Here is a 12968-nt window from a genome sequence, read left to right on the forward strand (position 1 = left end):
AAAGTTATACAGCAAGCTGGTTTATAACATTGATAATAATTGATTAAAAGCAATACAGGTTAAGTGAACGTGCCTATTTTAAAGTTTTTAGTGTTTAAAAAATTAATTAACGTATTTTTGGCACGAGTGAATTGTGCAGACGTACATAGTAACTAAGCACGAATTTTGGCATTATAGCGCCATTAAACTTTGCATAGCTGTAAAGTGAGCATACGATTTAAGGAAAATATATGCATATACATATTTTGGGCATTTGTGGCACGTTCATGGGCGGTATTGCTGCCATTGCTAAATCATTGGGTCATAAAGTAACGGGTTCTGATCAAAACGTTTACCCACCAATGAGTACGCAACTTGAAGAGCTTGGCATTGAACTGACTCAAGGCTACGACGTATCTCAATTAGAGCCAAGGCCAGATATGGTAGTCATTGGTAATGCAATGAGCCGTGGTAACCCATGTGTAGAATATGTACTTGATAAAGGTCTGCCTTATACTTCAGGCCCTGAGTGGCTTAAGCATAATTTATTACAAAACTCATGGGTACTTGCTGTAGCGGGTACTCATGGAAAAACGACCACGGCGAGTATGCTGGCATGGGTTTTAGAATATGCGGGTTTAAAGCCAGGTTTTTTAATTGGCGGTGTTGTGCAAAATTTTGGTGTATCGGCCAAAGTAGGTGAAACGCCATTTTTTGTTATTGAAGCCGATGAATACGACACTGCTTTTTTTGATAAGCGCAGTAAGTTTGTGCATTACCTCCCGCGTACACTTATCTTAAATAATCTTGAATTCGATCACGCTGATATTTTTGAAGATTTAAACGCGATAAAAAAACAATTTCATCACTTAATGCGTACATTACCTCAAAGTGGCAAGGTAATTTGGCCAAAGCAAGATGTAGCGCTTAATGATGTAATAGCACAGGGGCTTTGGAGCGAAAGCGAAACTCTAGGCGATGATTGGAGCTATGAGTTAATAAAAGCCGATGGAAGTGAGTTTAATGTGCTTTTAAATAACGAAAAGCAGGGTACTGTCCGTTGGCAAGCAATTGGTGTGCATAACGTTAAAAATGCAATTATGACTATCGCAGCAGCGCGCCATGTGGGTATAGCTGTTGATCATAGTATTGATGCCTTAAGAGAATTTATTAGCCCTAAAAGGCGTATGGAGCTAAAGGCTGATATAAATAATATTAAGGTGTATGACGATTTTGCGCATCACCCAACAGCAATTAAAACTACGCTTGCAGGACTGCGCGAAAAAGTAGGCGATGAAAAAATTATCGCTATTTTGGAGCCGCGCTCAAACACGATGAAAATGGGTGTGCATCAATATACATTATTAGATTCACTGCGTGATGCTGACGACGTACTGCTTTTTGAACCAGAGAATCTAAATTGGTCGCTAAAAGAGCAAGCAGATAAAGCGGGCATGCAATGCTTTAGCAGTACACAAACAATCATTGATACGGTGCTTGAAAATATTGAGCCAAATCAACATATTTTAATTATGAGCAATGGCGGTTTTAATGACCTTCATCAACATCTTGTTGATGGTTTAGCTGATAAATACAGCGGAGAATAGTGTGCAATTTAAAGATAGAATTACGCTCGCTTTTAGCGGTGCATCAGGTGCGCCTTATGGTTTAAGGTTACTTGAAGTATTGCTTGAGCAGCAATTTCAAGTTTACGTACTTATCTCAAGTGCAGCACGAGTGGTGCTTGATACAGAATCAAATATTAAGCTCTCTGGTAATGAAGATAAAGCCACTGAGCAGTTAAGTACGCTGCTTAATGCTAAACCTGAGCAGCTAAAAGTATACGGTAAAGATAACTGGTTTAGCCCTGTGGCTTCGGGCTCTGCTGCACCTAAAAAAATGGTGGTATGCCCATGTAGCGCTGGGTCGGTTTCTGCAATTGCAGTAGGGGCGTCAGATAATCTGCTAGAGCGCGCCGCTGATGTTGTAATTAAAGAACGCGGACAGTTAATTTTAGTGCCGCGTGAAACCCCGTTTAACGAAATTCATTTAGAAAACATGCTTAAGTTATCTCGTTTAGGGGTGACAATTATGCCAGCAGCCCCAGGTTTTTATCATAAACCACAAAGTATTGAAGACTTAGTGGATTTTATGGTGGCGAGAGTTTTAGATCATTTAAATATTGAACATAACCTAACAAAACGTTGGGGTTATGGTGAGGGTAAGTAATGGATAAGCAAAATATTGCTTTAAATATAGAAGGCCTTACCAAGGTCTATAAAAATGGTGTTGAGGCTGTTAAGGGCGTTGATTTACAAGTTCATGAAGGTGATTTTTTCGCTTTGCTTGGTCCAAACGGAGCCGGTAAATCAACCACTATTGGTGTTATTTCGTCACTTGTTAATAAAACAAAAGGCAAAGTAGAAGTATTCGGTTGTGATATTGATACTGATTTAGAAGCTGCAAAAGCGCATTTAGGCCTAGTGCCGCAAGAGTTTAACTTTAGCCAGTTTGAAACATTAGGACAAATACTTGTTAACCAAGCTGGTTATTATGGTGTGCCACGTAGCGAAGCCCATAAACGTGCTGATAAGTACTTAGCGCAGCTTGGTTTACTAGAGAAAAAAGACAAACAAGCACGTACGCTTTCAGGCGGTATGAAACGCCGATTAATGATTGCGCGTGCCCTTATGCACGAACCAAAATTACTTATACTTGATGAACCAACGGCGGGTGTAGACATAGAACTTCGTCGTTCGATGTGGGATTTTTTACGTCAAATAAATGAGCAAGGCGTTACCATCATTTTAACCACGCATTATCTTGAAGAAGCAGAGTTACTGTGTAAAAACATCGCTATTATTGATTCTGGTCGAATTGTTGAAAACACCACTATTAAAGCACTGCTTGCAAAACTTGATAAAGAAACCTTTATTTTAGATTTAAAAATGCCAGCAAATCCTGTCACGCTAGACGGCTATAAATTTACCATGACGGACGATCATACTATTGAAGTCGAAGTAGCTAAATCACAGGGTTTAAACGCGGTATTTAGTGCGTTAACAACTCAAGGTAATACTGTGTTGAGTATGCGAAATAAAGCTAACAGATTAGAAGAGTTATTTGTAGGATTATTAGAGCAAGGGCGGGGCGAATAAATGTTTAAATATGGCGTAGCCTTAAAGAGTTTGTGGATTAAAGAGTGCATTCGTTTTTTACGTATTTGGGTGCAAACCTTAGTACCACCGGCAATTACAATGAGCTTATATTTTGTTATTTTTGGTAATTTAATTGGTTCACGCATTGGCGAAATGGGCGGCTTTAGTTATATGGAGTTTATTGTACCCGGCCTTATAATGATGTCGGTTATTACTAACTCTTATTCCAACGTAGCCTCCAGTTTTTACTCAACAAAGTTTCAAAAAAGCATTGAAGAGCTTTTAGTTGCACCTGTACCTAACTACATCATTGTTCTAGGTTATATGGGTGGCGGTATGACGCGCGGTATTATGGTGGGTTTTATAGTTACCTGTGTGTCGTTATTATTTGTTGATATTCAAATTCACAATATTTTTGTAATTATGGCGACGGTTATTTTAACCTCAGCTGTGTTTGCTTTAGGTGGTTTAATTAATGCAATTTACGCAAATAGCTTTGACGATATAAGCATTATACCCACCTTCATTTTAACGCCATTAACTTACTTAGGTGGTGTATTTTATTCAATTACGTTGCTGCCTGAGTTTTGGCAAAATGTATCACAAATCAATCCTATAATTTATATGGTTAACGCGTTCCGTTATGGCTTTTTAGGCGTGTCGGATGTTGATTTAAGTGTAGCGTTAGGTGTTATTTTGGTGTTTATTACGGTGTTATTTACTTTAGCGCTAACTTTAATTAAAAAAGGTGTGGGGCTAAGACACTAATGAGTGATGCAAATTCACGTAGTATTGTATCCAATCAAGCGGGTATTCACGAAAAACTTGATGAAATAGTAAATAAGCACTTAGATGCTGAATTTAAAAAACCAATTGCAGCGCACACTCAAGCTGCATTTGACGAGGTTAATGCTAAAGTACAAGCCTTTAATGGCCCGCTTATTTTAGACTCGTGTTGTGGCGTGGGTGAAAGCTCAGCTAACTTAGCTAAGCGCCACCCTGATGCACTTATAATTGGTATTGATAAATCGTCGCACCGATTAGATAAGCACGATGTTGAATATAAGCAAACCGACAGTGGTCAGTACATCTTAGTGCAAGCAGACTTAAATGACTTTTGGCGTTTAGCGGTTGCTGCTAATTGGCAACCTACGCACCATTATCTGTTGTATCCAAACCCGTGGCCTAAGTCTAAGCATATTCGTAGGCGCTGGCATGGCGCGGCTATTTTTCCGTTTATCGTTAAGTTAGGTGGGCAATTAGAAGTGCGCAGTAATTGGGATATTTACGTTAAGGAGTTTGCTCGGGCGCTTGAATTAACAGGCAATCCTTGCGATGTAACACTTTATGAGTCTGACGATGCAATTACGCCTTTTGAGCGTAAATACTGGGCCAGTGGCCAGCAAAGCCACCGATTCGTTATTAACTTACCTTAGCTAAAGTAAGTTAAAGTGCGAATTCTTCTGTAACCGTATTAACATGTGGCACTGGGTAGGCAAAATAATTACCTTGCATTAGTGTCACATTCGCCTTTTTAAGTGCAGTTACTATAGTTGTATTTTCTACCGATTCCGCCATTAACTGTAAACCAAGTTGATTAGCAAAGCTGGCTATATGCTCAATAAACAAGTAGATATCTTTGTCATTCACTATTTGCTTTATTAGTGCGGGATCTAATTTAATACCATCTACTTCAAGCTTAAGTACGTTTGATATATTTGAATAACCACTACCAAAGTCATCAATAATAACCTTAACGCCTTTCGTTTTAACCATTCCAATAAATGCTTTTACTTCAGAAAAGTTGGCAATAGCTTGGGTTTCTAAAAGCTCTAATGTGATATTACCCGGGTGCGGGTAGCGCTTAAGTTCGTCCGCAATAAATTCACTCAAACTTGGATCAAGTATATCTTGGGCTGTTATATTTAAGCTCCAGCAAATATCTGTCTTTCTGAAACGGCTAATGCACTGGGAAAATATGGTACGTGTTAATAAACCATCCATTCTTGAACGCTTCACTACATTTATAAATGCTTCGGGTTTTAGTATCTCGCCTTGTGCGGTCACTAGGCGGGGTAAACACTCATATTGAATAACCTTATTGGTAATGGTATCAAAAATAGCTTGAAAATAAGGAACTATACGGTTGTTATCAAATGCTTCACGGACTTCTTTAGCCATCTCTACGTTATATTGATATTGTGCCTTCACATCATGTAGCGCTTTTGAGTAATTAACGACAGTATGGCGACCTTGTTTTGCTTGTAGAGCTGCAATATGTGCGTTTTCTAGTAGTAGGTGTTTATTGCCACTTGCAATACCTGCGCATAGCGTAATATAAATAAATGGGTCAGTTAGTAGCGGGGTATTAAGGTTATAAGTTTCAATTAGGCTGTTAAACTCATCGGATGGAATTTCCTTAGGGGCGAGTAATACTAATTTATTCGTCGCTAAACGATATATATGACAATGGGAAGAGGTACGTTTTTTAAAATGTATAAGTAAATTTTTCATTACTTTATCGCCCACCTCAGTACCATAGAAACTATTTATATCTTCAATTTCGTTAATCCAAATTACCGCTAGTTGCATGTGGTGAGCATTACTTTTTTTGATAAAGTATTCTAGTGCAATATGATTTGCAAAACCTGTACTTGAATCGGTGGTTATAGAGCGTTTTAACAAATAGATATAAATAGCGGCAACAAGTATTGCTATAAAAAAGAAGAAACTAGCCATTGCAGCTGCTTTTGATACACTTTCTTTTAGCTGTTTGTTTAGGTTATAAATGGTTATGTCAGCGCCTGTTAAATAGGTTTTGCCGTTAATTGGATCGACGTAAGGGATAAAAATACTTTTAAAGTCCCCCCACTGATCACTTGATATTTCAAAGACTGGCTCTGTAGAGTAAAAAGCACTGATGTTTGTGTCAGTTGCTTCTGGGTATAAATCCATAAACTGAGTTACTTTGCCATTATTCTGGTCGTCTTGTGTATAGCTTGATGAACTAAAAAGAACTTTACCGTCTTTTAAAATCATTGAATACACATAGGCAATATCAAGTGCTTGAGCAAACTCAGATAGTTGTTTACTTTTGCTGTGATAATCCGAAAAGCTTATGTTATTTCCTTGGTTAACGGACGTTAAATATTCCTCGCCTAAGATATGCTTAACGCTGGTGGCGGCATTAAGTAAGCGATTGTCAACCGACTGCATTATCTCAGTGCGCGTAGTTTGGTAAGTATAGTAAACGTAGGTAAGTAGGCTGATTAAAAACAGACTAAAGCCTGCTATTATCCAACTAATTTTGACTCTTCCTTCTGGCATATGGGTCCCTTTTTGTTTTGAATTTATTATACCCAAAATAAACAAATGCCCAATAAGTAATTAGGTTTAGTAGAGTTTTAACTAAATTATCATTTTTTTGTCATCGGTTTGAATGCTTTTAGAGGTTTAAGCGAGACATTTTGCTTATATTGCAGTAAAGTTAGCGCAATTTTTAAAGAAGCACTGTTGTCTGAATTTGGCATTATTAGATAGATAAACAGGTGTTCTAGCTACACACACTAGGTATAAAGATGGATCAAAAGCGTTTTGCCGTCGCCTCTAAAGAAAGCCTTAAGCGTATATTTACTGTACCTGAAGCGCCAGACTCAACTTTAAGCAAAATCGAGCTTGAAATTTCGAGTAATTTAGCAGGTTTTTTAAACGAAAATATAGCAGCAATTGAAAAACCATTACATGAAATAGAAAAAGATTTTCAATCGGCAGTGATCCCTGAAGATCCAACATTTGTATCTGCTTATGCCCAAGACATAATGGAGCAACTTGTTGCGCATTCTGTGCATACAGCTGCGCCTAGTTTTATTGGTCACATGACCTCAGCCTTGCCGCATTTTTTATTACCGCTGTCAAAACTGATGGTAGGGCTAAATCAAAACCTAGTAAAAATAGAAACGTCTAAAGCATTTACACCTCTTGAACGTCAAGTACTTGGGATGATGCACCATCTAGCTTATGGGCAAGAAGACTCGTTTTATTCTAAATGGATGCACAGTGCTAAAACCTCATTAGGCGCATTTTGCTCTGGTGGTACTATTGCTAATATTACAGCGCTTTGGATTGCACGAAATTGTTTATTAAAACCCGATGGCGATTTTAGGGGAATAGGCGCTCAAGGTATTGTTGCTGGTATGTTACATTACGGCTATAAAGGTTTAGCTGTATTAATATCAGAACGCGGACACTATTCATTAGGTAAATCGGTTGATTTACTGGGCATTGGTCGCGATAACTTAATTGGTATTAGGACCTGCGAAAATAATAAAGTCGATGTAAAAGCAATGCGCGAAAAAGCACGTGAGCTTGAAGCGCAAGGTATTAAAGTAATGGCAATTATTGGGGTCGCGGGAACAACTGAAACCGGTAATATTGACCCACTTGATGAAATGGCCGACTTAGCACAAGATATTAACTGTCATTTTCATGTAGATGCTGCATGGGGAGGAGCAACGCTTTTATCGAACACGCATCGTTCTTTACTCAAAGGAATTGAGCGAGCAGATTCAATTACTATTGATGCACATAAACAAATGTATGTACCAATGGGAGCGGGCTTGGTTTTATTTAAAGACCCCGCTGCAACTGATGCTATAGAGCATCACGCTGAGTACATATTACGTAAAGGTTCAAAAGACTTAGGTAGCCATACGCTTGAAGGCAGCCGACCAGGGATGGCAATGTTAGTGCACGCTTGCTTACGTGTTATTGGTCGTAAAGGCTACGAAATGCTGATTGATCGAAGCATCAAAAAAGCACATTATTTTGCTGATTTAATTAAAGCTGATGAAGACTTTGAGCTTATTTCTGAGCCTGAGTTGTGCTTATTAACGTATCGTTATGTACCCAAGAAAATAAAACAAGCTATAGCTGATGCTGATGCAGCAACTCGGTTAGACATTTTTGCTTCACTGAACCGTTTTACTGCCAGTATGCAAAAGCGTCAACGCGAGTCAGGTCGCTCATTTGTATCACGCACGCGCTTAACGCCAAACCAATACGATAATCAACCAACTGTTGTATTTAGAGTGGTACTTGCTAACCCGCTTACCTCAGGCGCTATTTTAAAAGAGATATTAGCTGAGCAAAAAGAGTTGGCTGCAACAGATCCTGTATTCAAAAAATATTTAAGAAAGTATATGTAATCTAAATATAAAAAGGTCCATTAGGACCTTTTTATATCTAAACTTAATAACAATAAATTAATGTAAAATACGTGCTCTAATTGTCCCCTCAACAGCGCTTAGTTCTTTAAGTGCTACTTCAGATTGATCTGTATCAACATCAATAACTACATAACCAATGGATGCGTCTGTTTGTAGGTATTGCGCAGCAATATTAATACCGTGCTGTGCAAACGCTTGGTTAATTTGCGTTAGAACACCTGGGCGGTTGTGGTGTACATGTAATAAACGGCTACGATTAGCAAGCTCAGGCAGCGATACTTCAGGGAAGTTAACCGCAGTGATAGTTGAGCCATTATCTGAATATTTAGCCAATTTACCTGCTACTTCAATACCAATGTTTTCTTGCGCTTCTTGTGTAGATCCACCAATGTGCGGCGTTAAAATAACATTGTCGAATTCACGCAGTGGCGATACAAATTCTTCTTCATTAGATTTTGGCTCAACAGGGAACACATCGATTGCAGCACCACTTAGTTTTTTCTCTGTTAGTGCTTCAGCAAGTGCATCAATATCAACAACAGTTCCGCGTGAAGCATTGATTAAAATAGATCCCTGCTTCATAACAGCAAATTCTGCACTACCAATAAGGTTTTTTGTTTGCGGTGTTTCTGGTACATGCAAGCTAATAATATCAGAGCGTTGTAACAGCTGGGTTAAGTTATGAACTTGCGTTGCGTTACCTAACGATAGTTTATCTTCGATATCGTAAAACTCTACATTCATACCAATATTTTCAGCCATAATACCCAGCTGAGTACCAATGTGGCCATAACCAATAATACCTAGTGTTTTACCACGTGCTTCAAACGAACCATTTGCTGTTTTTAACCAGCCACCACGATGAGCCGCTGCATTACGCTCTGGAATACCACGTAATAAAAGTAGGATTTCACCAAGTACAAGCTCAGCAACTGAACGAGTATTAGAAAATGGGGCGTTAAATACAGCAATACCACGCTCACGTGCAGCATCTAAATCAACTTGGTTTGTACCAATACAAAAACAACCAATAGCAACTAGCTTTTCAGCTGAGTCTAATACGGCTTGGTTAATATGAGTACGAGAACGAAGTCCTACAAAGTGGACATCTTTAATGCGCTCTTTAAGCTCGTCCTCAGGTAAGGATGTTTTAACGTAGTCGATATTGCTGTAACCGTTACGTTTTAGCGTTTCAACAGCGCTTTGGTGAACACCTTCAAGCAAGAGAATTTTAATTTTGTCTTTTGCTAACGATACCTTACTCATAACTACATCCTATTTAATTTGTGGCCCATTTTTAGTACCGATAATCACTTTATCAGCACCTCGCATCGCAAATAGGCCGTTGGTAACTACGCCGACAATTGAATTTATTTGTGTTTCAAGTTGTTTGGCATTGGTAATTTTTAAGTTAAATACATCTAATATTACGTTACCATTATCGGTAACTACGCCTTGGCGATAAACAGGGTCACCACCAAGTTTTAATAATTCTCGTGCAACGTAGCTGCGCGCCATTGGAATAACTTCTACTGGAAGCGGGAAGTCACCCAATGTATCTACCAGCTTTGTGTCATCAACAATACACACAAACTGTTTTGCAACTGCCGCTACTATTTTTTCACGTGTTAGTGCTGCGCCGCCGCCTTTAACCATTTCGTTTTGAGCGTTTATTTCGTCAGCGCCGTCAACGTATACATCTAAAGCATCAATGTTATTAAGTTCAAACACATCAATACCTAGCTCTTGTAGGCGTACAGTTGACGCTTCTGAGCTTGATACAGCGCCTACAATAGTGTCCTTTACTGAGCCAAGGGCATCTATAAAGTGATTAACAGTAGAGCCTGTACCGACACCTATAATAGTGTTTTCTTTTACAAACTCGAGTGCTGCCCAGGCAGCTGCTTTTTTTAATTCGTCTTGTGTCATTGCTTTGTGCTCATATATGTCAGAAATATGCGGTTAGTAATCAAAATTAAATGTTACCAACAGTATGTTTTATCTGGGGTGATAATGGTTTTAAGTGGTACGTCCCACGACTCGATTGGTAGAGAATCAACTTTTTGGCACTCATGTGCAAGACCAATTAGTTGTGGTTTTTGCCAACTTTGTTCATGTAAACGCGCCAATGTCCGGTCGTAAAACCCACCTCCCATTCCTAGGCGATTACCTTGTTTATCAAATGCAACTAATGGCATAAGGAGGTAGTCAAGCGCTGGTAATGGGCATATTTGAGAGCAGTTCAGCTTAGGCTCTAAGATACCATAGCGATTTGCCCTCATGGGTGAGTTTTTCTCATAGCGCTGAAACAGTAAATTAGCGCCATTGAATGGGTGTATTATAGGTAGGTAAACAGTATGGTTTAAGTTCCATAATTCCTTAATTAACAGTGAGGTATCTAGTTCTCCATCATTACTTAAATAAATAGCAATATGCTTTGAATTCGCTGTTTTTTCGCTTTTTAAATGTTGAATGAAATTCATAATTAACGATTGAGCAGCTAAATGTTGCTGATTTTTTGATAGGTTATTGCGCGTCTCGCGAATCATTTTTCTTATATGTGCGCGTTTATTACTCATAAGGCTAATTAACTATCCCTAAAAAGAAAATAAATTTGGGAAAACTAAATAAACAGCCAATACAATTAGCAAAATTACCGCAGTGGTTATCAATGAATACAAAAGTATGTTGCTGCGTTTTTTAGGCGGGACTAAATCCTCCTCAAGCATTAAGTCATCACTCTGCCACTCGTCAACACTTTCGTCTGGTGTTTTTAATTGAGCTTCAGGAAGGCGTTGTTCAAGATCTTCAAGTTTCTCTTCAAGACGAATTAAGCTACTTGTGATGTAATCTAGTGCATCAAAAATACGTTCATCACGTAGACTGTTTGTAATAGAGACTGAACTATTTTGAGTCGCACTTGAAACAGCTTGAAGTCTACAATTAATACCAAAGCTTGTAAGAAGCTTGGCTTGCTTTAGTGCTTTGTCTTTATTATTTGGCGCAAAAAGTGGTTTACCTTTTAAAAAAAGAGCCACTTTTTCTTCTGACGTTTTTAACTTAGTTGCTAAGTTTACGCATACTGTTTTGCTATCAACATCTTGTGCAAGTTCTACAAATATAACGCGAAAATTGTCGGCCATTTAACTATCCCTAAAGCTTTATAATGAAATGAGTATATACCTAAAGTACAAAAGAATTCGAGGTCGATTTTATAGTTATTTTGTAGACGCACTACAAATAATGTAACTGATAAGTTTTAGATACAAAAACGGCCCTATTAAGGGCCGTTTTTAATTTACTTCAACACTTTTAACTTAAAGGCCAGCGGCTGCACGAAGTGCATCAGCTTTATCTGTACGTTCCCAAGGGAATTCGTCACGACCAAAGTGGCCGTAAGCCGCTGTAGGAAGGTAGATAGGGCGCTCTAAATCAAGCATTTGAATTAAGCCATAAGGGCGCAAGTCAAAGTGTTCACGAATAAGCTCGATTAAACGGCTTTCTTCTAACTTACTTGTACCAAACGTTTCAACGCTGATAGATGTAGGTTCTGCAACACCGATTGCGTAAGACACTTGTAGTTCACATTTATCAGCAAGGCCAGCCGCAACTACGTTTTTAGCAACGTAACGTGCAGCATATGCAGCTGAGCGATCAACTTTTGATGGATCTTTACCAGAGAAAGCACCACCACCGTGGCGAGCCATACCACCGTAGGTATCTACAATGATTTTACGACCAGTTAAACCACAATCGCCCATTGGTCCGCCAATTACAAAGCGACCTGTTGGGTTAATGAAAAATTTAGTTGCACTAGTAACAAGTTCTGCAGGAAGTACTGGCTTGATGATAGTTTCCATCACCGCTTCTACTAAATCTTTTTGCGAAATGTCTTCGCTGTGCTGAGTAGATAGTACTACTGCATCAATACCTACTGGCTTACCATTTTCGTACGCAAAAGTAACTTGAGATTTTGCATCTGGACGTAACCAGTTAAGCTCGCCGCTTTTACGAACCTCAGCTTGGCGCTGTACTAAACGGTGTGAGTAAGTAATTGGCGCAGGCATTAGCACTTCTGTTTCGTTACATGCGTAACCAAACATAAGACCTTGGTCGCCAGCACCTTGTTCTTCTGGGCTAGTACGGTCAACACCTTGGTTAATGTCAGGAGACTGTTTACCGATGGTGTTTAAAATAGCACACGAGTCTGCATCGAAACCCATGTCTGAATGCGTGTAGCCAATTTCACGTACTGTTTTACGTGTAATTTCTTCGATATCAACCCATGCGCTAGTCGTGATTTCACCACCAACCATAACCATACCTGTTTTTACGTAAGTTTCGCACGCAACACGGGCATGAGAGTCTTGCTCTAGGATAGCATCAAGTACCGCATCAGAGATTTGATCGGCGATTTTATCCGGATGACCTTCAGAAACTGATTCAGAAGTAAATAAATGTTTTGCCATTGTATTTCTGCTCACAAATATTGCGCTTCACAAACGTCGGTATTAGCGCTAAAAAATTAAGGGGCGTATTTTATCGAAAACAAAACACCTTGCATAGTGTTTTTACGCCTAGACGTCTAAATAAAATTACTAATAAC

The 12968-nt window shown here is 38.9% G+C and carries 12 protein-coding genes; 6 read left to right on the forward strand and 6 right to left on the reverse strand.

Going from position 1 to position 12968, the window contains the following annotated elements; translation table 11 throughout:
* The first annotated feature begins 230 nt into the window (after positions 1 to 230).
* The 5 genes from mpl to trmB are packed head-to-tail and all read left to right on the forward strand — an operon-like array spanning position 231 to position 4573.
* Positions 231 to 1586: a UDP-N-acetylmuramate:L-alanyl-gamma-D-glutamyl-meso-diaminopimelate ligase gene (gene mpl / locus V6260_RS07795; protein ID WP_341593542.1), complete on the forward strand. Its 1356-nt coding sequence runs from the start codon at positions 231 to 233 to the stop codon at positions 1584 to 1586.
* A 1-nt stretch (position 1587) separates the two neighbouring features.
* On the forward strand, positions 1588 to 2208 hold the full coding sequence (locus V6260_RS07800; RefSeq protein ID WP_341593543.1) for a flavin prenyltransferase UbiX: 621 nt from the start codon (positions 1588 to 1590) through the stop codon (positions 2206 to 2208).
* A complete protein-coding gene (locus tag V6260_RS07805) occupies positions 2208 to 3137 on the forward strand; it encodes an ABC transporter ATP-binding protein (protein ID WP_341593544.1) in 930 nt (309 codons plus the stop codon). The genes V6260_RS07800 and V6260_RS07805 overlap by 1 nt, the downstream gene beginning before the upstream one ends.
* A complete protein-coding gene (locus V6260_RS07810; RefSeq protein WP_341593545.1) occupies positions 3138 to 3905 on the forward strand; it encodes an ABC transporter permease in 768 nt (255 codons plus the stop codon).
* A complete protein-coding gene (trmB, locus tag V6260_RS07815; protein WP_341593546.1) occupies positions 3905 to 4573 on the forward strand; it encodes an SAM-dependent methyltransferase in 669 nt (222 codons plus the stop codon). Before V6260_RS07810 ends, trmB begins: the two co-directional genes overlap by 1 nt.
* Before the next feature lie 10 nt (positions 4574 to 4583).
* On the opposite strand, the gene V6260_RS07820 is transcribed toward trmB, so the two are convergent.
* Positions 4584 to 6464, reverse strand: a complete 1881-nt coding sequence (locus V6260_RS07820; protein WP_341593547.1) for a GGDEF domain-containing protein — start codon at positions 6462 to 6464, stop codon at positions 4584 to 4586.
* Positions 6465 to 6715: 251 nt separating this feature from the next.
* Here V6260_RS07820 and panP point away from each other — a divergent pair, with 251 nt between their 5' ends.
* A complete protein-coding gene (gene panP / locus V6260_RS07825; protein ID WP_341593548.1) occupies positions 6716 to 8341 on the forward strand; it encodes a pyridoxal-dependent aspartate 1-decarboxylase PanP in 1626 nt (541 codons plus the stop codon).
* A 57-nt stretch (positions 8342 to 8398) separates the two neighbouring features.
* Here panP and serA read toward each other — a convergent pair whose 3' ends face one another.
* The 5 genes from serA to metK all read right to left on the reverse strand — a co-directional run bounded on the left by serA (position 8399) and on the right by metK (position 12831).
* Entirely contained in the window at positions 8399 to 9628 is a 1230-nt protein-coding gene (gene serA / locus V6260_RS07830) for a phosphoglycerate dehydrogenase (protein ID WP_341593549.1), read from the reverse strand.
* A 9-nt stretch (positions 9629 to 9637) separates the two neighbouring features.
* A complete protein-coding gene (rpiA, locus tag V6260_RS07835) occupies positions 9638 to 10291 on the reverse strand; it encodes a ribose-5-phosphate isomerase RpiA (RefSeq protein ID WP_341593550.1) in 654 nt (217 codons plus the stop codon).
* Between the two features lie 53 nt (positions 10292 to 10344).
* The gene (locus V6260_RS07840; RefSeq protein WP_341593551.1) at positions 10345 to 10941 is read right to left on the reverse strand and encodes a 5-formyltetrahydrofolate cyclo-ligase; all 597 of its coding nucleotides are present in this window, start codon (positions 10939 to 10941) and stop codon (positions 10345 to 10347) included.
* Between the two features lie 18 nt (positions 10942 to 10959).
* Positions 10960 to 11505, reverse strand: a complete 546-nt coding sequence (locus tag V6260_RS07845; protein WP_341593552.1) for a hypothetical protein — start codon at positions 11503 to 11505, stop codon at positions 10960 to 10962.
* Between the two features lie 174 nt (positions 11506 to 11679).
* Positions 11680 to 12831, reverse strand: a complete 1152-nt coding sequence (gene metK, locus V6260_RS07850; protein WP_182755259.1) for a methionine adenosyltransferase — start codon at positions 12829 to 12831, stop codon at positions 11680 to 11682.
* Positions 12832 to 12968 lie beyond the last annotated feature (137 nt).

Source organism: Pseudoalteromonas aliena (assembly GCF_038155085.1).
GTDB lineage: Bacteria > Pseudomonadota > Gammaproteobacteria > Enterobacterales > Alteromonadaceae > Pseudoalteromonas > Pseudoalteromonas aliena_A.

Bases quoted from the DNA above. Each gene is read 5' to 3' on its own strand.
- mpl (WP_341593542.1), top strand. From the start codon at position 231: ATGCATATACATATTTTGGGCATTTGTGGCACGTTCATGGGCGGTATT.
- V6260_RS07805 (WP_341593544.1), top strand. From the start codon at position 2,208: ATGGATAAGCAAAATATTGCTTTAAATATAGAAGGCCTTACCAAGGTC.
- V6260_RS07810 (WP_341593545.1), top strand. From the start codon at position 3,138: ATGTTTAAATATGGCGTAGCCTTAAAGAGTTTGTGGATTAAAGAGTGC.
- trmB (WP_341593546.1), top strand. From the start codon at position 3,905: ATGAGTGATGCAAATTCACGTAGTATTGTATCCAATCAAGCGGGTATT.
- V6260_RS07820 (WP_341593547.1), bottom strand. From the start codon at position 6,464: ATGCCAGAAGGAAGAGTCAAAATTAGTTGGATAATAGCAGGCTTTAGT.
- panP (WP_341593548.1), top strand. From the start codon at position 6,716: ATGGATCAAAAGCGTTTTGCCGTCGCCTCTAAAGAAAGCCTTAAGCGT.
- serA (WP_341593549.1), bottom strand. From the start codon at position 9,628: ATGAGTAAGGTATCGTTAGCAAAAGACAAAATTAAAATTCTCTTGCTT.
- rpiA (WP_341593550.1), bottom strand. From the start codon at position 10,291: ATGACACAAGACGAATTAAAAAAAGCAGCTGCCTGGGCAGCACTCGAG.
- V6260_RS07840 (WP_341593551.1), bottom strand. From the start codon at position 10,941: ATGAGTAATAAACGCGCACATATAAGAAAAATGATTCGCGAGACGCGC.
- V6260_RS07845 (WP_341593552.1), bottom strand. From the start codon at position 11,505: ATGGCCGACAATTTTCGCGTTATATTTGTAGAACTTGCACAAGATGTT.
- metK (WP_182755259.1), bottom strand. From the start codon at position 12,831: ATGGCAAAACATTTATTTACTTCTGAATCAGTTTCTGAAGGTCATCCG.